Origin of the sequence: Streptomyces hygroscopicus, assembly GCF_026168105.1 — a bacterium.
Lineage (GTDB): Bacteria > Actinomycetota > Actinomycetes > Streptomycetales > Streptomycetaceae > Streptomyces > Streptomyces hygroscopicus_D.
On record NZ_LBMW01000015.1, the window covers coordinates 72,562 to 96,333 of the forward strand.

Sequence of the window (23,772 nt, forward strand, 5' to 3'; positions counted from 1 at the left end):
CGCAGGCGGGGATCAGCCGCCGGAGGTGTCCAGCTCCGCGTCCTCGCCGATCCCCGCGCAGTCGTACGGGTCCTTCAGCCAGCCGTCCGGCAGCACCACCCGGTTGTTGCCGGACGTACGGCCACGGGGCCCGTCGGCGCCGGACGGCCAGGGCTGGTCGAGGTCGAGCTCGTCCAGCCCGGCCCGCAACTCCTCGAGCGAGGAGGTGATCGCGAGCCGCTTGCGCATCTGCGAGCCGACCGAGAAACCCTTCAGATACCAGGCCACGTGCTTGCGGAAGTCGATGACGCCCCGCGACTCGTCGCCGATCCACTCGCCGAGCAGGGTGGCGTGCCGGACCATGACATCCGCGACCTCCCGCAGGGCCGGCGTGTGGAGGTCGCCGGGGCGCCCCTCGAAGGCCGCCACCAGGTCTCCGAACAGCCATGGCCGACCCAGGCAGCCGCGGCCGACCACGACGCCGTCACAGCCCGTCTCGCGCACCATCCGCAGCGCGTCCTCGGCCGACCAGATGTCGCCGTTGCCGAGCACCGGGATCTCCGGCACGTGCTCCTTCAGCCGCGCGACGGCGTCCCAGTCCGCCGTGCCGCCGTAGTGCTGGGCGGTCGTACGGCCGTGCAGCGCGATGGAGGTCACGCCCTCCTCCACGGCGATCCGCCCCGCGTCGAGATAGGTGAGGTGGTCTTCGTCGATGCCCTTGCGCATCTTCATGGTGACCGGAAGGTCGCCGGCGCCGCTCACGGCCTCGCGCAGGATCGCCCGCAGCAGGTTGCGCTTGTACGGGAGGGCGGACCCGCCGCCCTTGCGGGTCACCTTCGGTACCGGGCAGCCGAAGTTCAGGTCGATGTGGTCGGCCAGGTCCTCCTCCGCGATCATGCGGACGGCCTTGCCGACGGTCGCCGGGTCCACGCCGTACAGCTGGATCGAACGCGGCTGCTCGCTCGCGTCGAACCTGATCAGCTGCATGGTCTTGTCGTTGCGTTCGACCAGCGCCCGGGTGGTGATCATCTCGCTCACGAAGAGCCCCTTGCCGCCGCTGAACTCCCGGCACAGGGTGCGGAACGGCGCGTTCGTGATCCCGGCCATGGGCGCGAGCACGACAGGCGGCCGGACGTCGTGCGGACCGATCTGCAACGTCGCTTTCATCGTGGGCGTGGACATTCCCCCATTGTCACGCACGCCGGCGGGTACTCGGGCACGCGTGACCATGTAACGGTCATTAGTTAACCGCACTATCGAAATGCCGTACGATGGATCGCATGCCCGAGCTCAGCCATCGACGACGTCTCCTGGTGCTCGCCATCTGCTGCATGAGCCTGCTGATCGTGAGCCTGGACAACACGGTCCTGAACGTCGCGCTGCCCTCGCTGCAGAGGGAACTGCACGCGAGCGTCGCGGGCCTGCAGTGGACGATCGACGCCTACACGCTCGTCCTGGCCTCGCTGCTGATGCTCGCCGGCTCGACCGCGGACCGCGTCGGCCGCCGCAAGGTCTTCCAGACGGGCCTGGTGCTCTTCACCATCGGCTCGGCCCTGTGCTCCCTCGCCCCGAACCTCACCCTGCTCGTCGTCTTCCGCATGGTGCAGGCCGTGGGCGGCTCGATGCTGAACCCGGTGGCGATGTCGATCATCACCAACACCTTCACCGACCCGCGCGAGCGCGCCCGCGCGATCGGCGCCTGGGGCGGTGTCGTCGGGATATCGATGGCCGCGGGCCCGATCGTCGGCGGACTGCTGGTCGAATCCGTCGGCTGGCGCTCGATCTTCTGGCTCAACCTGCCGGTGGGCGTCGCCGCGCTGCTGCTCACCCTCCTGTACGTCCCGGAGTCCCGCGCCCCCAGGGCACGCCGCCCGGACCCGGTGGGCCAGCTCCTGGTGATCGCCCTGCTGGGCTCCCTGACGTACGCGATCATCGAGGCCCCGAACTCGAGCGCCACGCACACCCTGGCCTTCGGCGCGGTCGCGCTGGCCGCGCTGCTCGCCCTGCTCCGGTACGAGCCCCGGCGCACCGAACCCCTCATCGATCTGCGGTTCTTCCGTTCGGTGCCGTTCAGCGGGGCCACGGTGGTCGCGATCAGTGCGTTCGCGGCTCTCAGCGGCTTCCTGTTCCTCTCGACGCTGTACCTGCAGAACGTGCGCGGCCTGGACGCGCTGCACGCGGGCCTGTGGATGCTGCCTATGGCGGCCATGTGCTTCGTGTGCGCCCCGCTCTCCGGTCGTGTGGTCGGCAGCCGCGGCCCGCGCCTCTCCCTGCTCACGGCGGGGATCGCGATCACGGCGAGCGGACTGCTGTTCGCGGCGTTCGACGCGGAGAGGTCGGACGTCACGCTGGTGATCGGCTACGTCCTGTTCGGCCTGGGCTTCGGCTTCGTGAACGCCCCCATCACCAACACCGCCGTCTCCGGTATGCCCCGGGCCCAGGCCGGTGTGGCCGCCGCGGTGGCCTCCACAAGCCGTCAGATCGGCGGCACGCTGGGCGTCGCGGTGATCGGCGCGGTCCTGGCCGCGGGCATCCGCTCGGGCCCGTACCGGCAGATCTTCGTCCCCGCCGCGCGCCCCGGCTGGTGGATCCTCACCGCCTGTGGCCTCGCGGTCCTGCTCCTGGGTGCCCTGACGACGGGCCGCTGGGCCCGCGGGACGGCGGAACGCACGGCGGAGCGACTGCAGGAGGCCGAGGTACGGGACGCTGCGGGCGTCGGCGCGTAGGACGCTGCGGGCGCCGGGGCAAAGGACGCGCCGGGCAGGGGCGCGGGGATGACACCCTGTGTGGCCGCCGCGCGGGTGCGACCGGCCTCAACCGGCCCTCGGCCGCCGGCGCGCCGCGTCACCCCGGCCAGGCCGCCACGCTCTCCTTCTCCAGCGCGATGGCCCGCAGCTTCTCCAGTCCCCGGCGGGACTCCTCGTCGGCCGGGGCGTAGGTCACCATCCGCGGCCCGTTGTGCGGTCCCAGCCACAGATCCGTGTGGTCCAGGGTCAGCAGCCCCACATGGCTGTTGCGGAACTGCTTGCGCTTGCTGCGCGCGCCGACCACCTCATGCCGCTCCCAGGCCTCGCGGAACTCGGCGGACTCGGTCATCAGCCGCTTCAGCAGCATCTTCCAGGCGGGCTCGCCGAGATGCTCGGCCATGTTCGCGCGGAACTTGGCGGCCATCAGCCGCATGGTCTCCTCGAGCCGGACGATCGCCGACTGCCAGTCCGGGTTGGTGTAGCACAGCACCATGCAGTTGCGGTCCGCCGGAGCGACGGCGTCGAGGTCGCACAGCAGCAGCCCGTAGGTGCGGTTGTAGGCGAGGATGTCGTACCGGCTGTTGGAGATGCAGGCCGGCAGCGGCTCCAGCTGCTCCAGCAGGATGCGCTGGGCGTCGGTGACCGCCGCGCAGTTGGTGCCCGGCGCGGGGTCGACGGCCCCCGCAAGGTTGAACAGGTGGGCCCGCTCGCTGGCGTCGAGCAGCAGGGTGCGGGCAAGGGCGTCGAGGACCTGGACGGAGACCTGGATGTTCCGGGCCTGCTCCAGCCAGGTGTACCAGGTGACCCCCACGGCGGAGAGCTGCGCGACCTCCTCGCGGCGCAGTCCCGGGGTGCGGCGGCGCCGGCCGCGGGGCAGTCCGACCTGTTCGGGGGTGATGTGCTCGCGGCGGTGCCGCAGGAACGCCGCCAGTTCGTGCCGCCGGATCTCGGATGCGCGCGTCCCCGGCCCGTCCGGCTCCCGGCTCTCCCGGATCGGGGCCCTCTCCTGCACCATGGTCGCCATGTCCCCCAGCCTGCCGCGCTCGCGAACCTGTTTCCAGGTAGTGCTTGTACCAGGATAAAGACACTCTGGTACCACTCTGGGAGTCGGCGGACGCTCGAAGACGTGACCAAAACACTCACTTCCCCTGCTGTCCGCTCTCCGGTGGCCGAAACCCGGCTGGGCGGACTCGGACTGTTCACTGTGCTGCTGGGCGCGGCGCTGCCTCTCATCGACTTCTTCATCGTCAACGTCGCCCTCCCGACGATCGGCAAGGACCTGCACGCGGGCGAGGCCGTCCTCGAACTCGTCGTCGCCGGGTACGGGGTCTCGTACGCCGTCCTGCTCGTGCTCGGCGGCCGGCTGGGCGACCTCTTCGGCCGGCGCGAGTTCTTCCTCGGGGGTATGGCGGCCTTCGGGCTGACCTCGCTGGCGTGCGGGCTCGCGCCGAATGCCTGGACGCTGGTCGCGGCGCGTGTCGCCCAGGGCGCGGCGTCCGCGGCGATGCTGCCCCAGGTGCTCGCCACCATCCAGGCGGCGACCAGCGGTCAGCGCCGCGCCAAGGCGATGGGCCTGTACGGTGCGACCGCCGGGCTCTCCATGGTGGCCGGTCAGATCCTCGGCGGCGTGCTCGTGGCCGCGGACATCGCGGGCACCGGCTGGCGCTCGGTGTTCCTCGTCAACGTCCCGGTCGTGGTCGTCGGGCTGGTCCTGGCCGCGCGCGCGGTGCCGGAGACCCGCTCGCAGCACCCGGAGCCGGTGGACGGCCCCGGCACGGTCCTGCTTGCCGTGGCGCTGCTGACCCTGCTCGCGCCGCTCACCGAGGGCCGTGCGGCGGGCTGGCCGCTGTGGACCTGGCTGTCCCTGGCGGCGTTCCCCTTCACGGCGTGGGCCTTCTACGCGGTGGAGCGCAGGGCGGACCGGCACGGCCGTACGCCGCTGGTACCGCCCAGCCTCTTCTCGCTGGTGTCGCTGCGGCGCGGGCTGGTCATGATCGTGCCGTTCTCGATCGGCTTCAGCGGGTTCATGTTCGTGATCGCGGTGGCCTTGCAGCGGGGCGCCGGGCTCGGTCCGGTCCCGGCGGGTCTCGCGCTCACGCCGATGGCGTTGGCGTTCTTCGCCGTCTCACTGTGCGGGCCCCGGCTGGTCGACCGCTTCGGTACCCGTGTGGTGACCGCCGGCGGGCTGATCCAGGCGGTCGGGGTGACGCTGCTGGCCCTTGCCGCCTGGCGCTCCTGGCCCCACCTGGGCGTGCTGGAGCTGCTGCCGGGTGCGGCGGTGGCCGGCGCGGGCCAGGCACTTCAGCTCCCGATCGTGCTGCGGCTGATCCTGTCCGAGGTGCCGCCGGCCCGGGCGGGCCTCGGCAGCGGGGTCATGGTCACCACCCAGCAGTCGGCGCTGGCGCTGGGTGTGGCGACACTCGGCTCCCTCTTCCTGGCCCTGGTGCCCGGCATGGGGATGCGCGACGCGCTGGTGACCACGCTCCTGGTCCAGTTGGCCGGTGTCGCGCTCACGCTCGGGCTGAGCCTTCGGCTGCCGCGCACGATCCGGTGACCAGGAGGGCGGGGTCCCGGTGCGCGCCCGTGGGGTCCGCCCGGTGCGGCCACGGCCGTCCGTGGCCGCAGGGCCATCGCGAACGTGAGCCCGCCATCGACCACGGTCGTTCGGCATCAGCTCAGTACCTGCTGGGTGACGACTATGTGGCCGGCGTCGGGGTCGAGGCTGCCGCCGAGCCTGCCGAAGGCTCCGTCGGTCAGATCCAGGCACTTGGGTTCCTGAGGGGTCTGCTGGAAGGTGCCCCGGTCGTTGATGCGTACGACCAGGGACCTGCCGTTCGCGACGTTGGTGACCCTCACCCGGGCGCCGAAGGGCAGCTGCGGGTTGCGGGTCAGTGAAGTCGCCGCGGTGTTCTTGTTGTTGTCGAAGACCTCGCCACTGGCGGTCAGGGCGCCGGGGGGCATGGGGCCGTAGTGCGTCGCCCAACAGGTCGGGGCCACCGGGGCCGCGCCGCCCCCGGGCTGCGCGCCACCGGACGCGGCCGAACTCGTCGGCGCCAGGACCAGCGCCGCGCAGAGCGCTGCGACTCCGGCTGCCGGCCGGGCGAGCGGTATGGCACGACTCATTGCTTCTGCCTCTCTCGGATGCCGTCGGACGGATGACGTGCGCCGTCGGACGGACGACGGGAATGAACGGTGCGCGCGCCGGGCCGTCGCTCAGCCGGCCGCGCGGTAGGCGGCGCCCACCTGGGTGGCGGTTGCACCGTTGTAGAGGCCGGTGCCGTCGCCGCGGCTGGTGGAGAGCGTGAACCACGCGTAGCGTTCGACGAACGACAGCTCCTGGAGCATCGCGGTCGACTGCCTCACGAACGCGGCCTGTTGAGACTGCGTCGGATACCGGGGCGTGCCGGACGAGAAGTCGATCAGCGCATACTCGGTGAGCCAGACCGGCTTGCGGTGGCGGTCGTAGGTGGCCTGGAGGTAGGACCGCAGCTGGTTGGTGGCGTTGCCGGCGTTGAAGTCCGCGCCGTACCAGTGCAGCGGGATGAAGTCGACCTTGTAGTGGCGGGCGGCGGCGCCCTGCAGGAACCGGTCGAGCCAGCCGTCGGCGACGTTCGCCCCGGTGGCCACCGCGGGCGCGCCCAGCCGCAGGCCGGTCGACTGGAGCCGGGGCCAAAGGTCGAGGGCCTGCTGCACGCTCATGTTCGCCTGCCCCACCATGTCGGGTTCGTTGAACCCGAGCAGTGTGGTGCCCTGCTGCCTGGCCCGGTTCAGCTCGGCGTCGGTCACGGAGCCCGGTCCCCAGATCATGGGGACGAACTCGACGCCGGCCGGGGCGTTGACCTGCTGTCTTCCCGAAGACCAGGTGTAGAACCAGCCGACCTTGGAGTCGGCCAGTGCCTGGCCGACCCCTGTGAAGTTCCAGGCGCTGACGCCCTTCTTCTTCACCGCCGCGGCCGTCGTGTCCCTTGCACCGGTCGACGCGCGCGCCTCGCTTGCCAGGGCGAGCGCGGTCGGCAGCGCGAGCAGCCCGGCCAGAAAGCCTCTCCTCTGCATGGCGTCTCCCCAGCTCCTCACGCGCCGCGGTGGAACTCGACCGTGAAGCCGTTGCACCGGCTGCACTGCTGCATCACCTGGTTGCCCGGCTCCTGGTCCTGCCGGGACCAGCCGTACGCCTTGGGGCAGTTCGCAGCGATCATGTCGCTGTAGGGGGTCTTCGCGTCCCGGTTGGGACTGGTGCACAGCATCGGCGTGCCGTCCGGCCAGCGAGTAAGGTCGGCTGCGGGGCACTTCGGCAGCAGGTTCTGCGAGCAGCCCGTCGTGGCGCACCCGCTGCCGGAGCCTGTCACGTCGTGGGGAGTGATCGTGATCGGCACCGAGAACGCGTTCACGTAGCTGACGTCGTACCAGGGTGCCAGGCCGTCATGGGTGTCGAAGTTGAACTCGGCGAGACCGACGGGCTGTTCGGTCGCCGTGGGGTCGCAGTGATCGGTGAACTTGCCGCAGTCGCCGATCGGGCAGTGGAAGGTACTGCCGGGGTTCCCGGTGCATCCCATGCGCGCGAAGAACTTCCCTCGCCAGTGGCCGGGCGCCGCATTCTCGGGGACCGTCACCGTCGCCGACTGCCCGGGTTCCAGGGTCGGCAGCTTGCTCAGGTTCTTCGAGCCATCCGTGTTGACGGTACTGCCGACCCACACCTTCCGGCCCGTGTGATTGACGAACGTGACCGTGTGGTCGGCGGGGGCTGCGACGTGGTGGGGCGCCGCCACGCTCGCCACCGTGATCGTGTGGGGCCGGGCACCCGTGCAGGGCGCCAGGGCCGCCAGGGCGGCGGCGACCGTGGCCGCCGGAATGGTCAGGATTCTGCGCACAACTCCTCCGTCGATCGCGTCATCGGGCAGTTGGGAAGCGCTCGTTCAGCAGGTCAGGTTGTTGCCGGGAACGGTGCCCAGGAGCTGCGCGAACTTGAGGTAGAGGTTGACCCGGTCCTGCATCTCGGCGGGGTTGCGGCCGTCGCACTCCACCGCGCCGTTGATGCTGCGGATCGTGGCGCCGAATCCCGCGCCGCCGACCATCGCCTGATGCGAGGTCATGGAGCCGGGGCCGGACTGGGTGTTCCAGTACCACAGCGCGGTCTTCCAGGAGATCTGGCCGTTGGTCGCCACCAGGTCCGGCTGGTGCAGAAGATCCACGCGCAACGCGTCTCCCGCGGCCTTGTAGTTGAAGTTCCAGCTCAGCTGGAGCGGGCCGCGCCCGTAGTACGCCGCCCGCCCGGCCGGGCACCCGTAGGGCTGGGTCGCGTCGCAGTACGTCGGATAGTTCGCGGTGTTCTGCTCCTTGATGAAGCGCAGACCACCGGTCTCGTGGCTGACGTTGGCCAGGAATGCCGCCGCCTCCTGCTTGCGGCTCCCGGTCCCGCCGGTGTGGGCGAAGGCAGGGTAGGCGTTCAGGGCGTTGACCAGCGCGTCATAGGTATAGAACGGGTTCCTGTTCGGGAACATCTGCTGGAACTGGGCCCGGGTCACGACGAAGTCGGTCGCGGCGGCCCGCGTCGGCGCCGCGACTGAGGGCGCGGTGGCGGCGGCCGAGGCGGGCAGGACGACCGCCGAGAGAGCGGCAGCGGCGGCAGCAGCAGTCGCGAGGACATGCCGTAAGGACATGGCAAACCCTTCCGTGGCATTGACGCAGCATCAGATGTCGGCTGGTGGCGACGTCGTCAGACTTGTTGAGTGCACGACAATCAGTGAGAGGGGCAGGTGGGCCCTGAAGCACCCGGCGAACTTGCTGAGAGCGCTCACAACGGCCGACGGTCAAACATCACACCGACGTGAGCGCACATGTCAATTGTCTGCACCAGCCGTCGTGCGCATTCGGACAACCTGCGAAAGGGCTACGGTTTGGCGAACTCGCCATGGATGTTCACCTGTTGATGTTGGTACTGCTGCACGCTTCTTGCTGCGCGTGCGGGTTGTTGCCGGACGTGGACCCGGGAGGCGTCATGCCGCAGATCGACACGAGCAGGGTCAGCCGCTGGGACGGGCACGGGCGGGAGCATGTGGTGCGGGTGGAACGCACGGGAGTGCAGCGCACGATCACATGTGACACCTGCGGCTGGCGCAAAGGAGCGCAGTTCCTGCCCTGGCTGAAGGCCGAGGAGCACCTGGCCGAGGCGCATCAGGCGACGGTGGATCCGACGGACGGCTGAGGCGGGAGGGGCCACGCGCCTCACCGCAGCCGACGTCCCCCGTGAGCCCCGCGGGCATCGAGGTCACCCTTCCTCGGATCGGCGGGCGCGCAGCGTCCGCACCTTGTGGCGGTTGCCGCAGTGCCTGGGAGCGGCGTTCGTCCGTCCTGACCGGCGACCGGGATCCCGAGGCGTGGATCTTCTCCTTCGTCGAGAACGGCGCCACGGCCGACCCGAACGCCATCAAGGACGCCATGGACGAGCTCGCGGCGACCGTCAACGGCTGCTATGCGTAAGGGATTCAGCCTCGGTACTGGTGGGCTCCGACTTGCGGGCGGACCGTTAGAACGCGCCTAGGCGCCGCCGTCGGCCGCCCGCAGCCCGCGCATCAGCAGATCCACCACGGCCGCGAACTCCTCCTCCACCCCCGGCCGCCGCCACTCCCCCGCGTACGCCGGGTCGTGGAAGCGCCCCGTCGCCTGGAAGATCGCGCGGGCCGTGACCGCCGGGTCGGAGCCCGCCGTGAACGCGCCGCGTGCGACACCGTCCCGGACGATCTCGGCGAGCTGGGCGGTGAGCTCCGCGATGTGCTGGTCCACCACCCCGCTGTTCTCACCGGTCAGCACGCTGAACGTGGCGAACAGTTCGGGGTCGTCGCACGCCTTGTGCCGCTTGGCGTCGAACAGCCCGCGCAGCCAGTCCCGCAGCCGCGCCTCGGGGTCCCGCTCCTCGGTGACGAACCCGGCCAGCGCCGCGGCCGTGCGGTCCAGCCATCGCTGGGTGACCGCCTCCCGCAGCGCCGCCTTCGTACGGAAGTGGCGGTACACGCTGCCATGGCTGACGCCGAGCGCGCGGGCCACGTCGACCACGGTGGCCTTGGCCGGGCCGTGGCGGCGCAGCACCTCCTCGGTCGCCTCGAGGATGCGCTCGGCGGTCAGCGTCTCGGTGGTCGGTGACATGACCTAGACCGTACCCGGCCTCCCGGTCAGCGCTCGCTGTCGAGGTGGGTCATCTGCGCCTGCGGGTAGCGGTCACCGGCCGCCGCGTCCGCCGGTACGGCCGCCTCGATCGCCGCCAGGTCCGCCTCGTCGACCGTCACGTCCAGCGCGCCGAGCGCCTCCGTGAGCCGTTCCCGGCTGCGGGCGCCGATCAGCGGCACGATGTCCTCGCCGCGCGAGAGCACCCAGGCGATCGCGAGCTGCGCGACGCTGACACCCTTCTGCTCGGCGATCTTCCGCAGCGCCTCCACCAGCCCGAGGTTGTGGTCGAGGTTCTCGCCCTGGAAGCGGGGCGAGTGGGCACGGAAGTCGTTCGCGGCGAGCTGCCGGTCGCGGGTGAAGTGGCCGGAGATCAGGCCGCGGGACAGCACTCCGTACGCCGTGATGCCGATCCCCAGCTCACGGGTGGTGGGCAGGATGCGGTCCTCGATGCCGCGCGAGATCAGCGAGTATTCGATCTGCAGGTCGGTGATCGGGGCGGTGGCGGCGGCCCGGCGGATGGTGTCGGCACCGACCTCGCTCAGGCCGATGTGCCTCACATACCCCTTCTCGACCAGCTCGGCGATCGCGCCGACGGTCTCCTCGATCGGGACGCCGGGGTCGACCCGCGCGATCCGGTAGACGTCGATGTGGTCGACGCCGAGACGCTGGAGCGAGTAGGCGGCGAAGTTCTTCACCGCAGCGGGCCGCCCGTCGTAGCCGCTCCAGTTGCCCTCCGGGTCGCGCAGGGCGCCGAACTTGACGCTGACGAGCGCCTGTTCGCGACGGGCGGCGGGGGCGGCGCGCAGGGCCTCGCCGATCAGCATCTCGTTGTGGCCCATGGCGTAGAAGTCGCCGGTGTCGAGCAGGGTCACGCCCGCCTCGAGGGCGGCGTGGATGGTGGCGATCGATTCGGCCCGGTCCGCCTCGCCGTACAGGGCGGACATGCCCATGCAGCCGAGGCCGAGGGCGGAGACGCGGGGGCCGGTGGTGCCGAGGGTGCGGGTTCGCATGAGGGCTCCTCTAATGTCCGTATCGGTGGCGTACTCCACCCTGACATGACAGCTGACAGAATTCAATATCTGTCAGCTGTCAGTTGTCATCCGTCGACCGTCATCCGCCCCACGCCGCCCGGGAACGACGAACGCCGGGCGCGCCGGATTGCTCCAGCGCGCCCGGCGTTCCCAGGCGCTCGGTGCGACTAGCAGCCGACGAGGCGGCCCGCGAGGTAACCCTCGATCTGGTCGAGGGACACCCGCTCCTGCTTCATCGAGTCACGCTCACGCACCGTCACCGCGTTGTCGTCCAGCGTGTCGAAGTCGACCGTCACGCAGTACGGCGTACCGATCTCGTCCTGGCGGCGGTAGCGGCGGCCGATGGCACCCGCATCGTCGAACTCGATGTTCCAGTTCCGGCGCAGCGCCTGGGCGAGACCCTTGGCCTTCGGGGACAGCTCCGGGTTGCGGGACAGCGGCAGGACCGCGACCTTCACGGGAGCCAGACGGTGGTCCAGGCGCAGCACCGTCCGCTTCTCCATCTTGCCCTTGGCGTTCGGCGCCTCGTCCTCGACATAGGCGTCCAGGAGGAAGGCCAGCATGGTGCGGCCCACGCCCGCCGCCGGCTCGATGACGTACGGCGTCCAGCGTTCGCCCGCCTCCTGGTCGAAGTAGGAGAGGTCCTGGCCGGAGGCCTTGGAGTGCGCGGACAGGTCGTAGTCCGTGCGGTTGGCGACACCCTCCAGCTCGCCCCACTCCGAGCCGCCGAACTGGAAGCGGTACTCGATGTCGGCCGTGCGCTTGGAGTAGTGGGAGAGCTTCTCCTTGGGGTGGTCGTACCAGCGCATGTTCTCTTCACGCAGGCCGAGGCCCGTGTACCAGTTCCAGCGCTCCTGCATCCAGTACTCGTGCCACTTCTCGTCCTCGCCCGGCTTGACGAAGAACTCCATCTCCATCTGCTCGAACTCACGGGTGCGGAAGATGAAGTTGCCCGGCGTGATCTCGTTGCGGAACGACTTGCCCATCTGCGCGATGCCGAACGGCGGCTTGCGGCGCGAGGTCTGCTGGACCTGGGCGAAGTTGGTGAAGATGCCCTGCGCGGTCTCGGGGCGCAGATACGCGATCGAGCCGCTGTCCTGTGTCGGGCCGAGGTGGGTGGAGAGCAGACCCGAGAACTGCTTGGGCTCGGTGAACTGGCCCTTGTTGCCGCAGTTGGGGCAGTTGATGTCCGCAAGGCCGTTCTCCGGGAGACGGCCGTGCTTGGCCTCGTACGCCTCTTCCAGGTGGTCGGCGCGGAAACGCTTGTGACAGGAGGTGCACTCGGTGAGCGGGTCGGTGAAGGTGGCGACGTGACCGGAGGCCACCCAGACCTCGGTCGCCAGGATCACCGACGAGTCGATACCCACGACGTCCTCGCGCGACGTCACCATGTAGCGCCACCACTGGCGCTTGATGTTCTCCTTGAGCTCGACACCCAGCGGTCCGTAGTCCCAGGCGGCGCGCTGGCCGCCGTAGATCTCGCTGCACGGGAATACGAAGCCACGGCGCTTGCTCAGGCTGACGATGGTGTCGATCTTGTCGGCGGCCACGGTGCTCTCTTCATTACGACGACGGGCGACGAAGCGAGATGCTTCAGAGCGAATGCTTCAGGGTACCGGCGGGGGCTCCCCCTCAATCAAATCGGTGCCGCCCAGAGCCTCTCACCCGGGCTTGTTGACAACGGTTTCCATGTTTGTTGAAAATGACTGTCATGAACGCACGACGACGCCTCATATCCGGGACCGCGGTGGCAGCGGCCGGCGCCCTTGGCATCGGGGCCCTCTCCGCCTGCTCCTCCTCCGGCGCCGCTTCCGGCCACACCGGAAAGTACGAGGTGGTCGCGTCCTTCTATCCGATGGCCTTCCTCGCCGAGCAGATCGGCGGGAAGTACGTCCACGTCACCAGTCTCACCCAGCCCGGCCAGGAACCGCACGACCTGGAGATCAGTGCCAAGCAGACCGCACAGCTCCAGGAGTCCGACGCGGTGCTCTACCTCAGGAACCTCCAGCCCTCCGTCGACGACGCGGTGGCCCAGTCCGAGATCAGGACGAAGATCGACGCCTCCTCCCTGACCTCCCTGGAGGCCCACGGCAACGAGGTCGGCGGGCACGCGGCCGCCCACGACACGCAGAAGGGTGAGTCCGGCAAGGACCCCCACATCTGGCTGGACCCGGTGAGGTACGCCGAGGTCGCCAAGGGCGTCGGCCAGGCCTTCGAGAAGGGCGACCCCAAGCACGCGGACGCCTACCGGGCGAACACCGACGCGCTGGTCAAGAAGCTCGACGCGCTCAACACCCGGTACGCGCAAGGCCTCAAGAACACCAAGGGCAAGGTCTTCGTCACCACGCACGCCGCCTTCGGCTACCTCGCCGAGCGCTACGGCCTCACCGAGGAGGCGATCAACGGCCTGGACCCGGAGTCCGAGCCCAGTGCGGCGCGGGTGCGGGACCTCGAGAGGATGGCCAAGGCCGACGGCGTCACGACGGTGTTCTACGAGACGCTCGTCAGCGACAAGACCGCGAAGACCGTCGCCCAGGACGCGAACCTGAAGACCGACGTCCTCGACCCGATCGAGGGCATCACCGCCAAGTCCCGCGGCAGCGACTACTTCCAGGTGATGGATTCCAACCTGAAGGCGCTGCAGACGGCCCTGGAAACCAAGTGATCGCTACGGAGGACGCCATGGGCGAGCCCGTCATACGCATGCGCGGTGTCCGCGCCGACCTGGGCTCGCGCCCCGTCCTGCGCGGCATCGACCTCACCGTGCACCGTGGCGAGGTCGTCGCGCTGCTGGGCGCGAACGGCTCGGGCAAGTCGACCGCCGTGCGCAGCGTCATCGGCCAGGTACCGGTCGGCACCGGTGAGATCGAGCTGTTCGGCACCGCGCTGCGCCGCTTCCGCGACTGGCGGCGCATCGGATACGTGCCGCAGCGCACGACGGCCGCGGGCGGCGTGCCCGCCACGGTGACCGAGGTGGTCTCCTCCGGCCGGCTCTCCCGGGCCCGCTTCGGCATCCTGCGCACCGCGGACCACCAGGCCGTACGGCGGGCGCTGGACCTCGTCGGCATGGCGGACCGGGCGAAGGACTCCGTGGGCGCGCTCTCCGGCGGCCAGCACCAGCGTGTGCTGATCGCCCGCGCCCTCGCCTCCGAGCCCGAACTGCTGATCATGGACGAGCCGATGGCGGGCGTCGACCTGGCGAGCCAGGAGGTGCTCGCGCGGACCCTGCGGGAGCAGGTGGCGTCCGGTGCGACCGTGCTGCTCGTGCTGCACGAACTGGGCCCCCTGGAGCCGCTGATCGACCGGGCGGTCGTCCTGCGCGACGGCTGCGTCCTGCACGACGGACCACCCCCGAAGGCCGTGGGACAACATGCCCTGCCCGGCCACGACCACGTACACCCGCACGCGACGGCGGGCACCGAACCGAGCCGTACGGGACTGCTGAGCTGATGGACTTCCTGAACTTCGCCTTCATGCAGCGGGCCCTGCTCGCCGCCGTCCTGGTCGGCATCACCGCGCCGGCCGTCGGCATCTACCTCGTACAGCGCCGCCAGGCCCTGATGGGCGACGGCATCGGCCATGTGGCGATGACGGGCGTCGGACTGGGCTTCCTGCTGTCGACCTCACCGGTGTGGATGGCGACGGCCGTCTCCGTGCTCGGCTCGGTCCTGATGGAGCTGATCCGCTGGTACGGCAGGACGCGCGGCGACATCGCGCTCGCGATGCTCTTCTACGGCGGTATGGCCGGCGGCGTGATGTTCATCAATCTCGCGCCGGGCGGCTCCAACGCGAACCTGACCTCGTACCTGTTCGGGTCGCTGTCGACGGTCTCTCCGTCGGACGTCGTGGCGATCTGCCTGCTGGCGGCCTTCGTCGTCCTGGTCACCCTCGGTCTGCGCCGCCAGCTCTTCGCGGTCAGCCAGGACGAGGAGTTCGCGCGGGTGACCGGCCTGCCGGTCCGCGCGCTGAACCTGCTGACGGCGGTCACCGCGGCGGTGACGGTGACGGTCGCGATGCGAGTGGTCGGTCTGCTTCTGGTCTCCGCCCTGATGGTGGTCCCGGTGGCGGCGGCGCAGCAGCTCGGCCGCAGCTTCGCGGCGACCTTCGCGATCGCGGTCGCCATCGGCGTGATCGTGACCACCGGCGGCACGATCACCTCGTACTACCAGGACGTCCCGCCCGGCGCGACGATCGTGCTGCTGACGATCGCCGCGTTCATCGCCCTGACCGCGCTGGCAACTCCGCTGGCCCGGCGGCGGGCGCGGGCACGGGACGAGGCGCTGGGCACCGGGGAGCCGGTGGAGTGCACAATTCCGGCCACGCGGGACGCGACCGACGAGGTCGGAGTCTGACCGGGTACCGGCCCGGGCTGGCACAATGGCCCCGCAAGGCGCAGACGTGAGCCGCGAGAGAGTCGGAGGGGCGCGCCCTCGACACCGGCTCAAAGCGCCCCGTAGGCGAACGAGCCATCGAAGGAGGCAACGGTGACAACCGCCGGCCCGCCCGTACGGGGACGATCCACCCGCCAGCGTGCCGCCGTGGCAGCGGCGCTCGACGAGGTCGACGAGTTCCGCAGCGCGCAGGAGCTCCACGACATGCTCAAGCACAAGGGCGACTCGGTGGGCCTGACGACGGTCTACCGCACGCTGCAGTCCCTCGCCGACGCGGGCGAGGTCGACGTCCTGCGCACCTCCGACGGCGAGTCGGTGTACCGCCGTTGCTCGACGGGCGAGCACCACCACCACCTGGTCTGCCGCGTCTGCGGCAAGGCGGTGGAGGTCGAGGGCCCGGCGGTGGAGAAGTGGGCCGAGGCGATCGCCGCGGAGCACGGCTACGTCAACGTCGCCCACACGGTGGAGATCTTCGGCACGTGCGCGGAGTGCGCGCAGGCCGCTGCCGGGGCGTGAGCCGTCAGACGCGCGTCGGGTTCCGGTCGAGCACCGCCCGGAGCCTGTCCACATCACCGGGGTGGTCGGCGCCGCGCTTGGGCAGAACCGTCAGGCCGGTCGCTTTCTTGTCCCCGCTCAGCAGGACGAACGGCTCCGGGGTCTCCCGGTGGCGCGGCTGCACGGTCCATTTGATGTCGACCGAGCTGTTGTGTCCGTGGTCACGGTCGAACCCGAGTCCGCCACCAGGCACGGAAGTTGCCCTGCCGCTGCGCGCACCGGAACAGCCGGCGCCCCTGACTCCGTACCCCGCTGTTCCGTCACGGCCCCTCCCCGGCTGATCTTCGGTGACGAGCCGTGATCGTAACGGCAAGGCGTGGCGGACGCGCCGGTTATTCCTGCCTGCCCTCCATGGCCAGGAGTTCCTCGTTCGGGATGGCGCCGCCGAAGCGGCGGTCGCGAGAGGCGAACTCCACGCAGGCACGCCACAGGTCACGGCGGTCGAAGTCGGGCCACAGTACGTCCTGGAAGACCATCTCGGCGTAAGCGCTCTGCCAGATCAGGTAGTTGGAGGTGCGCTGCTCGCCGCTCGGCCGCAGGAACATGTCCACGTCCGGCATGTCCGGGTAGTAGAGGTACTTCGCGAGGGTCTTCTCCGTGACCTTCGACGGGTCGAGCCGACCCGCCTTCACGTCCTCCGCCAGGGCCTGCGCCGCGTCCGCGATCTCGGCGCGGCCGCCGTAGTTCATGCAGAAGTACAGCGTCAGCAAATCGTTGCCCTTTGTCTGCTCCTGGGCGATCTGGAGTTCCTTGGCCACCGACTTCCACAGCTTGGGCATACGGCCCACCCAGCGCACCCGGATCCCCAGTTCGTCGAGCTGGTCGCGGGTCTTGCGGATGAAGTCACGGTTGAAGTTCATCAGGAAGCGCACCTCGTCCGGCGAGCGCTTCCAGTTCTCGGTGGAGAAGGCGTAGAGGGAGATGGTGTGGACGCCCATCTCGATCGCGCCCTGCAGTACGTCCAGCACACGCTCGGCGCCGACCTTGTGCCCCTCGGTGCGCGGCAGCCCGCGCTCCTTGGCCCACCGGCCGTTCCCGTCCATGACGATCGCGACGTGGCCGGGAATCAGCTCGCCGGGGAGCTTGGGCGGGCGGGCCCCGGACGGGTGCGGCTCCGGCGTCCTGTACTCGCGGCGCTGGCGCCCCAGGATCCCGCGTACGACCATGTGCTTCTCATCTCCCTCGAGCTGCTGTCGCTCTACTGTTCCACGTATCGGAGCGAGCGCAGTCCGCGCTCCAGGTGCCAGTGCAGATACGCCGACACCAGCCCGCTGCCCTCCCGGACGTACCTGGGCTCGCATGCGTCCGCGGTCTCCCAGTCTCCCGTCAACAGCGCGCCGAGCAGTTCGAGGGCCCCCGGCGAGGGTACGACGCTGCCGGGCACCCGGCAGTCGGCGCAGACGGCTCCGCCGGACGCCACCGAGAAGAACCGGTTCGGACCGGGCATGCCGCACTTCGCACAGGCGCTGAAGCTGGGCGCGTAGCCGTTGACGGCAAGGGAACGCAGCAGGAACGCGTCCAGCACGAGGTGCGGCGCGTGCTCGCCCCGGGCCAGGGTGCGCAGCCCGCCGACGAGCAGCAGATACTGCTGGACCGCCGGCTCGCCCTCATGGTCGGTGAACCGCTCGGCGGTCTCCAGCATGGCCGTCCCGGCGGTGTAGCGCGCGTAATCGGTCACGATGCCGCCGCCGTACGGCGCTATGGTCTCGCTCTGCGTGCACAAGGGCAGCCCACGCCCCACCAGCTCGCTCCCGCGCGCGAAGAACTGCACGTCCACATGGGAGAAGGGCTCCAGCCGGGCCCCGAACTTCGACTTGGTCCGCCGCACACCGCGGGCCACGGCGCGTACCCGTCCGTGACCGCGCGTGAGCAGCGTGATGATCCGGTCCGCCTCACCCAGCTTCTGGGTGCGCAGCACGATGCCGTCGTCGCGGAACAGACTCATGGGCTCATTCTCGCGTACGGGGTCAGCGCGCGTGGTCGGGGTGGTGAATGGAGTCCCAGGGTGCCAGGTTCCAGGGACTGGCCCGGTTCGCCGGGTCGAGCAGGGAGCGCAGATGGGCGTCGGCCACGGCCTGCGGGGCAGGGAGGTCCGCGTCCGGGATTCCCCGCAGTCCGTCCCGCCAGACCTTGCGCCCCAGAAGGTAGTGATCGGCGTACTCCCGCCAGGAGGCGTACATGCCCGCGACCGTCGGCACTATGTTCTTCAGCGCGGTCCAGGCCTCGGCCTCGGTGATCATCCCGCAGCCGAAGCCTCGGCGGACGATGTCGACGTACAGGGCGGCGTCCCAGGCCAGCGGCGAGACGCCGAGAACCTGGTGGGCCCGCACCCGGTAGCCGGTCCGCGCCAGCCCGTCGAGCCGGCCGACCAGCTTGTCACGTGAGACGATCTCCCACTGGTCGGCCAGCCACCGCCGGGCTCCCTCGTCGTCGATCCGCGTGAACGGGTACAGGGTGGTCCGTGAGGCGCTCCGGTCCCGGCTGACCGGCGCGCTCAGCGACACCATCCACAGCTGGTGCATCGTGAGCGGGACGGGATACCGGCGCTCGGCCCTCGGCCTGGTCCAATGCGTCAAGCTCCACAAGCCCATGCGCCCGCACCCTACGTCATGCCCCGGGCACCCCTGTCAGGTGCGCGGATCCGCTGCTTCAAGGGACCTCTCCGCGGCTGCGCGCGTTGGCATACGCGGTCGCCGCCCGCAGCCGCTCCGCCTGGGTGGCCATGCGCACGGCCTCCGGCTCCACGTCCCACTCCTTGCCCCCGCCGTACGGTCTCAGCTGCACATAGGGGCCCTCGTGCCCCATCACCACGCCCACTCTTCCGGTGCGGATGTCCACGGCGTACGAGCCGATCGGCGGCTTCATCCCACCTCCGTGGCCCGCAGTGGGCGCAGTGCCACCACGAGCCGGGCGGCGAGGCCGACGCGGCAGCCGTCCCGTTCCACGGCGGTACAAGGGGCCTTACGCCAGAGGCTCGCCGTGTCGGGTCGGAGCGACGGCGGTGCGATCCCGGCGTTCATGAGCGCAGCCCGTAATTCCTTCACTGCTTCCTCCGCCTCTTCGACGCGGCGCGCCGAGTCTCGTCCCCCGAGTGATACGTGTACTGCAGCCACCGTGCTCCCCCTCCCTTCCGACTTTTACGCTTTGCGTCACCATGGTGACGCTCTGCATCTACACTCTGCTGGTGTCCGTGCTCTACAAGTGCGAGACATGAGAGGGGCGTTGAGCCATGGCCAACGCATTCGGGGACGCTTTGTCCCGGCGCCGTCCCGCCCCGCGAATCCCAGTGCTTTCTAACGGCCGTCCGGGAGTGCTTTCTAACGGCTGTCCGGGACCGCCTCCTGGAGATCCGGGTCGAGTTCCGCGGAGCTCCGTTGTGCCGTGTCGCGGCGCAGGAGGGTCAGATGGGCCACGGTGAGCGCCACCAGGACCCCGATGTTGAGCAGTGCCGCCACATGCATGCCGTCCGTGAACGCCGTCCGGGCGAGCGCGAGGAGTTCACCGCCGAGCCGTCCCGGCAGTCGGCCCGCGACCTCGGTGGCACCGCCGAGGGTCGCGCCCGCGGCCCCGGCCGGATCGGATCCGATGCCCTTCGGGAGGGAACCGCCGTCGAGCTTCGCGCGGTACATGGCGGCAGCGATGGATCCGGCGACGGCCACGCCCAGCGCCTCGCCCAGATTGGCGCCGGTCTCCCCGATGCCCGAGGCGTTGCCTGCGCGTTCCGGCGGGGCACTGCTGATGATCACGTCGTTGGTGAGGGCGAGCGCCGCCTGGACTCCGAAGGACATGACGGCGAAACCGATGACGGCGAGAGCCGGTCCGGACTTCGTATCGGTGTCGGCGAGCAGGACCAGTCCGGGTACGGCCAGCAGGAAGCCGCCCGCCATGATCCCCACCGGGTTCGTCCGGCCGGCCGCGAGGGGAGCCAGGAGCGCGCCCACCACGCCCGCCGCCACCGCGGGCAGCGTCCACAGCCCGGTCGCCAACGGAGACAGCCCCAGCACCAGCTGGAAGTACTGCAGAAGCAGGAACTGCGTCCCCGTCACCGCGAAGAGCCCCAGAGTCAGCCCGCCCAGTGACACCCCGAACGCCGGGCGGGCGAAGAGCCGGAGGTCGAGCATGGGATCGGTGAGCCTCAACTGCCTGCGTACGAAGACGGCACCGAGGCAGAGCCCAGCGGCAAGGCTCAGCAGCGGCAGCGTACCGGGGCCGTGCTGGGCGATCTCCTTGAAGCCGTAGACCACCGGCAGGACCGTCGCGATGGACAGCGCCACGCTGATCGGGTCCAGTCGGCCGGCCTCCGGGTCGCGGTACTCGGGCAGCAGCAGCGGACCGGCGATCAGCAGGACGACGCCCACCGGCACCCCGAGCAGAAACACCGAGCCGTACCAGAAGTGCTCCAGGAACACCCCGCCGATCAGCGGACCGACCATGCCGCCGATGCTGAAGTTGGTCATCCACACCGCGACCGCCAGCCGCCGCTGGCCCGGGTCACGGAACATGTTGCTGATCAGCGAGAGGGTCGACGGCATCAACGTCGCCCCGGCGACGCCCAGCAACGCGCGCGCAGCGATGAGCATCCCCACCCCGGTCGAACAGGCGGCGAGCAACGAGGCCGCGGCGAAGGCGACGGCCCCGGTCAACAGGAGTCTGCGGCGCCCCACCCGGTCGCCGAGGGTTCCCATCGTGGCGAGAAATCCGGCGACCATGAAACCGTAGATGTCGACGATCCACAGCAGTTCGGTACCGCTCGGGTGCAGTCGCTCGCTGAGACGGGGCGCGGCCAGATGCAGCACGGTCATGTCGAGACCGATCAGCATGGTCGGCAGCGCGAGGACCGCCAGCCCGGTCCACTCCCGCCGCCCGGCCCGCACCGGAAGGTCAGCTCGCACGAATGACCTTCCTCCTCAACGGTCCCCGAGGATCTCGAGCGTCACCGCGGCCCGGCATTCGTCGAGCAGGCGGCGTACCGCGTAGGTGACCGGATGTTCCAGCGCTTCGTCTGGCGTGAGCCACAACGCCGAGGTGCCTTCAGGACCGAGCTCCACCGCGAGGTCCTCGTCCACCGCGCCGGCCGTCCGGTAGACGTGCCACAGATGGGCGTCGGCACCACGGCGACAGCCGTCACCGGCCACCGGAATCCGGTCCACGTACTCGAGCCGCTCGCCGGCGATGCCGGTCTCCTCCAGGAGCTCGCGGACCGCCGTCCCGTCCGGATCTTCCCGGCACTCGACGTGCCCGGCGGGAATCGTCAGGCCGAAGGGGTACGCCGTACGGTCGAAGAACAGGAGGCGGCCACGGACGTCCCGGACGAACACTCCCGCCGTCTCGTGCCAGTACCCGCCCTCGGCGTCCGTCCACCACCGGACCTCGGGGTCGAGCACCAGAGCACGGTCGGCGACATGACCGCAGGTGAGGCACACGCACTGCCGTCGCCCGCCCGTGGTGCGCCACGTGACCGACTCGCCGTGGCACCGCAGACAGTACTGGTGCACGGCCCCGTCACACAGCGCGTGCGACGGAACGAAGTCGAGTTTCATGCCTCACTCCCGGTGAACGGCTTCGCTCGGCAGACGGTCCGGATGTCTGCCGTGCGAAGCCGTGGGTTCGTGGGACCTGGTGGACCGTCAGTCGTCCAGGCCGAATCGGGAGAACAGCTCCTTGTCACCGGTCACGTAGGAGGTGTCGGTGATCGCCGTCTGGTCGGAGGGGCCCCGGCTGCACATGCACATGTGCCGGCCGGTGGAGACCACCCGCGCCGCACGTGCGCCGCCCGAGGTCATGATCTCCTCGGCGATGTCCTTCACCAGGTGCTCCTGGATCTGGAACCTGCGGCTGAACGCCTGCACCAGACGGGGGAACTTGCCGAGGCCGAGGATCCGGTCACCGGGCACGTACGAGATCGCCACCTTCCCGTAGAAGGGCAGGAAGTGGTGCGCGCAGATCGAGTAGTAGTTGATGTCGTGCACGCGGACCACACCGGCGTGCTCGCCCTCGACCTCGACCGTGGTCTTCAGGATCGTCGAAGTGTCGATCTCATAGCCGCTCAGCAGCTCGCGGTAGGCCCGGACGATGCGGGGTTCGCACTCCGGCTCCCGGTACCAGTCGAGCGCGCGTTTGTCGGTCGTGACGTTGTCTTCGAGCCACTCGGCGATGGTGCTCATCAAACACCTCCTGTTGGACGGAATTACGCCTATACCGCTGCTGTTTCAAGTCGGCCCGCGGCCGGTTCCGCAATAGCGGCGGCCTGAGGATGTCGAACACGACGTTCCGCCGGAAAACGGTCGCGAAAGTCGTCCCGGTCCTCGATATCTCCGTCCTCTTGCTCGAGCCGCCACCTGGCCGGGACTGCCGGTCCCCCGTACGTAGTCCCACGGTTGCCCGTGCTGCTCACGGGTCTCCCCCGGGGGCTCCTCAAAAGCCCCAAGGGAGTGCGCACGTGCTGTGAACAGCAGCTTCGTGCTGACGGTGCAATGCTGCCCACGGCCACTTCGCCACGCAACTCACCAAAGATGTCCGGGTGAACCGTCACCCTTTCGGGTCCGTCCCATTTCCGGCCGTTGCGACGTCACCAGAAAACTGGGAGAACCAAGAAGCCGGGAGAAAACGACGACGCAATACCTTCGGCCACGACAGGCTATTTCCGGAGTACGTGGCTTCGGACACCGGACCCGCCGCGCAGACCGTGATCAGGAGCTGGACGCGCTCCCGCGTATTCGGTTCCGGCCGGCAGGCGGGTGCGGCGCGTGCGTCATTTCGGCGCCCGGGCCCGCCGGGCTCGGGCGCCGGTGACGGCCGTCGTCGCGGTGGTCGCCGTGGACCGCCGCGACGGATGACGTGCCGCCGTGTGCGGGTCAGCCGGACGCCGCGGTCGGTTCGGGCTGGTGGTCCGTCTCGGTGGCCTCCCAGAGCACGTTGAACCGGTTGACCCGTTCGCCGACGTGCTCCGGTGTCATCTTCAGCGTGGTCTTCGCGGGCACGACCCGTACGTCCGGCTCGGTCTCGTAGCACAGTTCGCCGTCGAAGATGATGAAGTCGTTGAGCGGTGTCACCTGGGCGCTCGGCTCCAGCAGCGACTGGACGGCGATCCGCGCGTCGATGCCGAACGTCCGCTGCCTCTCGCAGAGTTTCCGCAGGCTCTCGGTGACGTCCTCCAGCTCGTCCACCAGGAACAGCCGCCGTACCTCCACCCCCCGCTTCTTGATCGCCTCTCCCTGCGCGGCGAGATAGCGTTTGGCCGGCTCGCTGGCCCAGAAGTCCCGGTCCACATCGGTGCTGGTGGCGTAGAGCGTCTTCTTGGTACAGGTGGTGAGGTCGATCAGCCACTCGTGGTTCTCGCCCGGGCAGTCCGCGCTGCCGTTGCTGAGGCTCTCCATCAGTGAGGCCAGACGGGCGATCTCCTCCTGGGCGAAGGTCTTCACGATCTCCGAGCCCTGCTCACCGACCTGGGTGTACTTGCGGGCCAGCCGGGTCACCCCGTCGGAGCGGAGCACCGAACGGTCCACCTGGCTGAACAGCTCGGTCGCGGCATTGATCTTGGCGAAGCTCTCGTCGACCGCCTCGCGCATCTCCATGTGGTGCGCGGTCAGACGGTCCTTCATGTCGCGCAGGCGCCTCTTCTGGTACTCCTCGACGGCCTCGAGCCGTTCGCCGAAGTCCACGAGATACTGCACGATCAGCGTCGCGCTGCCGATGACGACGGACACGGTCCACTGCCACAGCTGGCTCGCGTCCGGCGTCAGGACGTTGGTGAGGACGAACGTCCCCGCCGCCACCACCGCGGTGACGAGTGTCTTGCGGAACAGTTTCGACACGCGCTGCTCTGCGGGCTGCGGTGCCGCCCGTACCTCTCCTGTCGTTGCTCCGTTCATGTCGGCCTCCCCCGTCGGGTGTATCGGTTCGTGCCGC

Annotated in this window: 26 protein-coding genes; 8 read left to right on the forward strand and 18 right to left on the reverse strand. The window is 69.8% G+C overall.

Annotated features, from left to right (window positions below):
• Positions 1–12: 12 nt before the first annotated feature.
• Positions 13–1,161 (reverse strand): tRNA dihydrouridine synthase DusB, encoded by a 1,149-nt coding sequence (gene dusB, locus AAW14_RS16745; RefSeq protein ID WP_265564639.1) that lies wholly within the window; start codon positions 1,159–1,161, stop codon positions 13–15.
• Between the two features lie 98 nt (positions 1,162–1,259).
• Between dusB and AAW14_RS16750 the strand changes: the two genes are divergently transcribed.
• On the forward strand, positions 1,260–2,705 hold the full coding sequence (locus AAW14_RS16750) for an MFS transporter (RefSeq protein WP_265564640.1): 1,446 nt from the start codon (positions 1,260–1,262) through the stop codon (positions 2,703–2,705).
• Positions 2,706–2,823: 118 nt separating this feature from the next.
• Here the strand turns inward: AAW14_RS16750 and AAW14_RS16755 are convergent, their stop codons facing one another.
• Positions 2,824–3,741, reverse strand: coding sequence for a helix-turn-helix transcriptional regulator (locus tag AAW14_RS16755; protein ID WP_265564719.1), 918 nt, complete (start codon positions 3,739–3,741; stop codon positions 2,824–2,826).
• A gap of 111 nt (positions 3,742–3,852) precedes the next feature.
• Here AAW14_RS16755 and AAW14_RS16760 point away from each other — a divergent pair, with 111 nt between their 5' ends.
• Positions 3,853–5,280, forward strand: a complete 1,428-nt coding sequence (locus AAW14_RS16760; protein WP_265564641.1) for an MFS transporter — start codon at positions 3,853–3,855, stop codon at positions 5,278–5,280.
• Positions 5,281–5,396: 116 nt separating this feature from the next.
• Here AAW14_RS16760 and AAW14_RS16765 read toward each other — a convergent pair whose 3' ends face one another.
• From AAW14_RS16765 to AAW14_RS16780, 4 genes are all read right to left on the reverse strand, one after another.
• Positions 5,397–5,849 carry a septal ring lytic transglycosylase RlpA family protein gene (locus AAW14_RS16765; RefSeq protein WP_265564642.1) on the reverse strand — a complete coding sequence of 151 codons (453 nt, stop codon included), beginning with the start codon at positions 5,847–5,849 and terminating at the stop codon, positions 5,397–5,399.
• 90 nt (positions 5,850–5,939) lie between these two features.
• The gene (locus AAW14_RS16770; RefSeq protein WP_265564643.1) at positions 5,940–6,779 is read right to left on the reverse strand and encodes a glycoside hydrolase family protein; all 840 of its coding nucleotides are present in this window, start codon (positions 6,777–6,779) and stop codon (positions 5,940–5,942) included.
• A 17-nt stretch (positions 6,780–6,796) separates the two neighbouring features.
• Positions 6,797–7,594, reverse strand: coding sequence for a thaumatin family protein (locus AAW14_RS16775; protein ID WP_265564644.1), 798 nt, complete (start codon positions 7,592–7,594; stop codon positions 6,797–6,799).
• Positions 7,595–7,639: 45 nt separating this feature from the next.
• On the reverse strand, positions 7,640–8,383 hold the full coding sequence (locus AAW14_RS16780; RefSeq protein WP_265564645.1) for a chitinase: 744 nt from the start codon (positions 8,381–8,383) through the stop codon (positions 7,640–7,642).
• A gap of 338 nt (positions 8,384–8,721) precedes the next feature.
• On the opposite strand from AAW14_RS16780, the gene AAW14_RS16785 reads away from it, so the two are divergent.
• Entirely contained in the window at positions 8,722–8,928 is a 207-nt protein-coding gene (locus AAW14_RS16785) for a hypothetical protein (RefSeq protein WP_265564646.1), read from the forward strand.
• A gap of 41 nt (positions 8,929–8,969) precedes the next feature.
• Positions 8,970–9,203: a hypothetical protein gene (locus tag AAW14_RS16790; RefSeq protein ID WP_265564721.1), complete on the forward strand. Its 234-nt coding sequence runs from the start codon at positions 8,970–8,972 to the stop codon at positions 9,201–9,203.
• 57 nt (positions 9,204–9,260) lie between these two features.
• Here the strand turns inward: AAW14_RS16790 and AAW14_RS16795 are convergent, their stop codons facing one another.
• From AAW14_RS16795 to AAW14_RS16805, 3 genes are all read right to left on the reverse strand, one after another.
• Entirely contained in the window at positions 9,261–9,866 is a 606-nt protein-coding gene (locus AAW14_RS16795) for a TetR family transcriptional regulator (RefSeq protein WP_265564647.1), read from the reverse strand.
• 26 nt (positions 9,867–9,892) lie between these two features.
• On the reverse strand, positions 9,893–10,897 hold the full coding sequence (locus tag AAW14_RS16800) for an aldo/keto reductase (RefSeq protein WP_265564648.1): 1,005 nt from the start codon (positions 10,895–10,897) through the stop codon (positions 9,893–9,895).
• Between the two features lie 188 nt (positions 10,898–11,085).
• Positions 11,086–12,468, reverse strand: a complete 1,383-nt coding sequence (locus AAW14_RS16805) for a glycine--tRNA ligase (RefSeq protein WP_265564649.1) — start codon at positions 12,466–12,468, stop codon at positions 11,086–11,088.
• A 161-nt stretch (positions 12,469–12,629) separates the two neighbouring features.
• Between AAW14_RS16805 and AAW14_RS16810 the strand changes: the two genes are divergently transcribed.
• From AAW14_RS16810 to AAW14_RS16825, 4 genes are all read left to right on the forward strand, one after another.
• The gene (locus AAW14_RS16810; RefSeq protein ID WP_265564650.1) at positions 12,630–13,583 is read left to right on the forward strand and encodes a metal ABC transporter substrate-binding protein; all 954 of its coding nucleotides are present in this window, start codon (positions 12,630–12,632) and stop codon (positions 13,581–13,583) included.
• 17 nt (positions 13,584–13,600) lie between these two features.
• Positions 13,601–14,368 carry a metal ABC transporter ATP-binding protein gene (locus AAW14_RS16815; RefSeq protein ID WP_265564651.1) on the forward strand — a complete coding sequence of 256 codons (768 nt, stop codon included), beginning with the start codon at positions 13,601–13,603 and terminating at the stop codon, positions 14,366–14,368.
• Positions 14,368–15,270: a metal ABC transporter permease gene (locus tag AAW14_RS16820; RefSeq protein ID WP_265564652.1), complete on the forward strand. Its 903-nt coding sequence runs from the start codon at positions 14,368–14,370 to the stop codon at positions 15,268–15,270. The genes AAW14_RS16815 and AAW14_RS16820 overlap by 1 nt, the downstream gene beginning before the upstream one ends.
• A gap of 132 nt (positions 15,271–15,402) precedes the next feature.
• Complete coding sequence (locus AAW14_RS16825) at positions 15,403–15,825, forward strand: Fur family transcriptional regulator (protein WP_265564653.1); 423 nt, start codon at positions 15,403–15,405, stop codon at positions 15,823–15,825.
• Positions 15,826–15,829: 4 nt separating this feature from the next.
• Here the strand turns inward: AAW14_RS16825 and AAW14_RS16830 are convergent, their stop codons facing one another.
• From AAW14_RS16830 to AAW14_RS16875, 9 genes are all read right to left on the reverse strand, one after another.
• Complete coding sequence (locus AAW14_RS16830; protein ID WP_265564654.1) at positions 15,830–16,057, reverse strand: hypothetical protein; 228 nt, start codon at positions 16,055–16,057, stop codon at positions 15,830–15,832.
• A gap of 139 nt (positions 16,058–16,196) precedes the next feature.
• On the reverse strand, positions 16,197–17,030 hold the full coding sequence (locus AAW14_RS16835) for an isoprenyl transferase (protein ID WP_265564655.1): 834 nt from the start codon (positions 17,028–17,030) through the stop codon (positions 16,197–16,199).
• A 32-nt stretch (positions 17,031–17,062) separates the two neighbouring features.
• Complete coding sequence (recO, locus tag AAW14_RS16840; protein ID WP_265564656.1) at positions 17,063–17,809, reverse strand: DNA repair protein RecO; 747 nt, start codon at positions 17,807–17,809, stop codon at positions 17,063–17,065.
• 22 nt (positions 17,810–17,831) lie between these two features.
• The gene (locus AAW14_RS16845) at positions 17,832–18,386 is read right to left on the reverse strand and encodes a DUF1266 domain-containing protein (protein WP_322741078.1); all 555 of its coding nucleotides are present in this window, start codon (positions 18,384–18,386) and stop codon (positions 17,832–17,834) included.
• Between the two features lie 127 nt (positions 18,387–18,513).
• Positions 18,514–18,729, reverse strand: coding sequence for a hypothetical protein (locus tag AAW14_RS16850; protein WP_265564658.1), 216 nt, complete (start codon positions 18,727–18,729; stop codon positions 18,514–18,516).
• Between the two features lie 452 nt (positions 18,730–19,181).
• The gene (locus AAW14_RS16860) at positions 19,182–20,684 is read right to left on the reverse strand and encodes an MFS transporter (protein ID WP_416223319.1); all 1,503 of its coding nucleotides are present in this window, start codon (positions 20,682–20,684) and stop codon (positions 19,182–19,184) included.
• Between the two features lie 87 nt (positions 20,685–20,771).
• Positions 20,772–21,404 (reverse strand): NUDIX hydrolase, encoded by a 633-nt coding sequence (locus tag AAW14_RS16865; protein WP_265564661.1) that lies wholly within the window; start codon positions 21,402–21,404, stop codon positions 20,772–20,774.
• An 87-nt stretch (positions 21,405–21,491) separates the two neighbouring features.
• Complete coding sequence (gene folE / locus AAW14_RS16870; protein WP_265564662.1) at positions 21,492–22,028, reverse strand: GTP cyclohydrolase I; 537 nt, start codon at positions 22,026–22,028, stop codon at positions 21,492–21,494.
• A 690-nt stretch (positions 22,029–22,718) separates the two neighbouring features.
• Complete coding sequence (locus AAW14_RS16875) at positions 22,719–23,735, reverse strand: DUF6879 family protein (protein ID WP_265564663.1); 1,017 nt, start codon at positions 23,733–23,735, stop codon at positions 22,719–22,721.
• Positions 23,736–23,772 lie beyond the last annotated feature (37 nt).

What these genes read in the sequence shown, in the direction of transcription:
- recO (WP_265564656.1), bottom strand. Translation starts at nt 17,809, where the DNA reads ATGAGTCTGTTCCGCGACGACGGCATCGTGCTGCGCACCCAGAAGCTG.
- AAW14_RS16850 (WP_265564658.1), bottom strand. Translation starts at nt 18,729, where the DNA reads ATGAAGCCGCCGATCGGCTCGTACGCCGTGGACATCCGCACCGGAAGA.
- AAW14_RS16765 (WP_265564642.1), bottom strand. Translation starts at nt 5,849, where the DNA reads ATGAGTCGTGCCATACCGCTCGCCCGGCCGGCAGCCGGAGTCGCAGCG.
- AAW14_RS16845 (WP_322741078.1), bottom strand. Translation starts at nt 18,386, where the DNA reads ATGCACCAGCTGTGGATGGTGTCGCTGAGCGCGCCGGTCAGCCGGGAC.
- AAW14_RS16865 (WP_265564661.1), bottom strand. Translation starts at nt 21,404, where the DNA reads ATGAAACTCGACTTCGTTCCGTCGCACGCGCTGTGTGACGGGGCCGTG.
- AAW14_RS16860 (WP_416223319.1), bottom strand. Translation starts at nt 20,684, where the DNA reads ATGCTGATCGGTCTCGACATGACCGTGCTGCATCTGGCCGCGCCCCGT.
- AAW14_RS16770 (WP_265564643.1), bottom strand. Translation starts at nt 6,779, where the DNA reads ATGCAGAGGAGAGGCTTTCTGGCCGGGCTGCTCGCGCTGCCGACCGCG.
- AAW14_RS16785 (WP_265564646.1), top strand. Translation starts at nt 8,722, where the DNA reads ATGCCGCAGATCGACACGAGCAGGGTCAGCCGCTGGGACGGGCACGGG.
- AAW14_RS16750 (WP_265564640.1), top strand. Translation starts at nt 1,260, where the DNA reads ATGCCCGAGCTCAGCCATCGACGACGTCTCCTGGTGCTCGCCATCTGC.
- AAW14_RS16875 (WP_265564663.1), bottom strand. Translation starts at nt 23,735, where the DNA reads ATGAACGGAGCAACGACAGGAGAGGTACGGGCGGCACCGCAGCCCGCA.
- AAW14_RS16820 (WP_265564652.1), top strand. Translation starts at nt 14,368, where the DNA reads ATGGACTTCCTGAACTTCGCCTTCATGCAGCGGGCCCTGCTCGCCGCC.
- AAW14_RS16810 (WP_265564650.1), top strand. Translation starts at nt 12,630, where the DNA reads ATGAACGCACGACGACGCCTCATATCCGGGACCGCGGTGGCAGCGGCC.
- AAW14_RS16835 (WP_265564655.1), bottom strand. Translation starts at nt 17,030, where the DNA reads ATGGTCGTACGCGGGATCCTGGGGCGCCAGCGCCGCGAGTACAGGACG.
- AAW14_RS16755 (WP_265564719.1), bottom strand. Translation starts at nt 3,741, where the DNA reads ATGGTGCAGGAGAGGGCCCCGATCCGGGAGAGCCGGGAGCCGGACGGG.
- dusB (WP_265564639.1), bottom strand. Translation starts at nt 1,161, where the DNA reads ATGTCCACGCCCACGATGAAAGCGACGTTGCAGATCGGTCCGCACGAC.
- AAW14_RS16780 (WP_265564645.1), bottom strand. Translation starts at nt 8,383, where the DNA reads ATGTCCTTACGGCATGTCCTCGCGACTGCTGCTGCCGCCGCTGCCGCT.
- AAW14_RS16795 (WP_265564647.1), bottom strand. Translation starts at nt 9,866, where the DNA reads ATGTCACCGACCACCGAGACGCTGACCGCCGAGCGCATCCTCGAGGCG.
- folE (WP_265564662.1), bottom strand. Translation starts at nt 22,028, where the DNA reads ATGAGCACCATCGCCGAGTGGCTCGAAGACAACGTCACGACCGACAAA.
- AAW14_RS16800 (WP_265564648.1), bottom strand. Translation starts at nt 10,897, where the DNA reads ATGCGAACCCGCACCCTCGGCACCACCGGCCCCCGCGTCTCCGCCCTC.
- AAW14_RS16815 (WP_265564651.1), top strand. Translation starts at nt 13,601, where the DNA reads ATGGGCGAGCCCGTCATACGCATGCGCGGTGTCCGCGCCGACCTGGGC.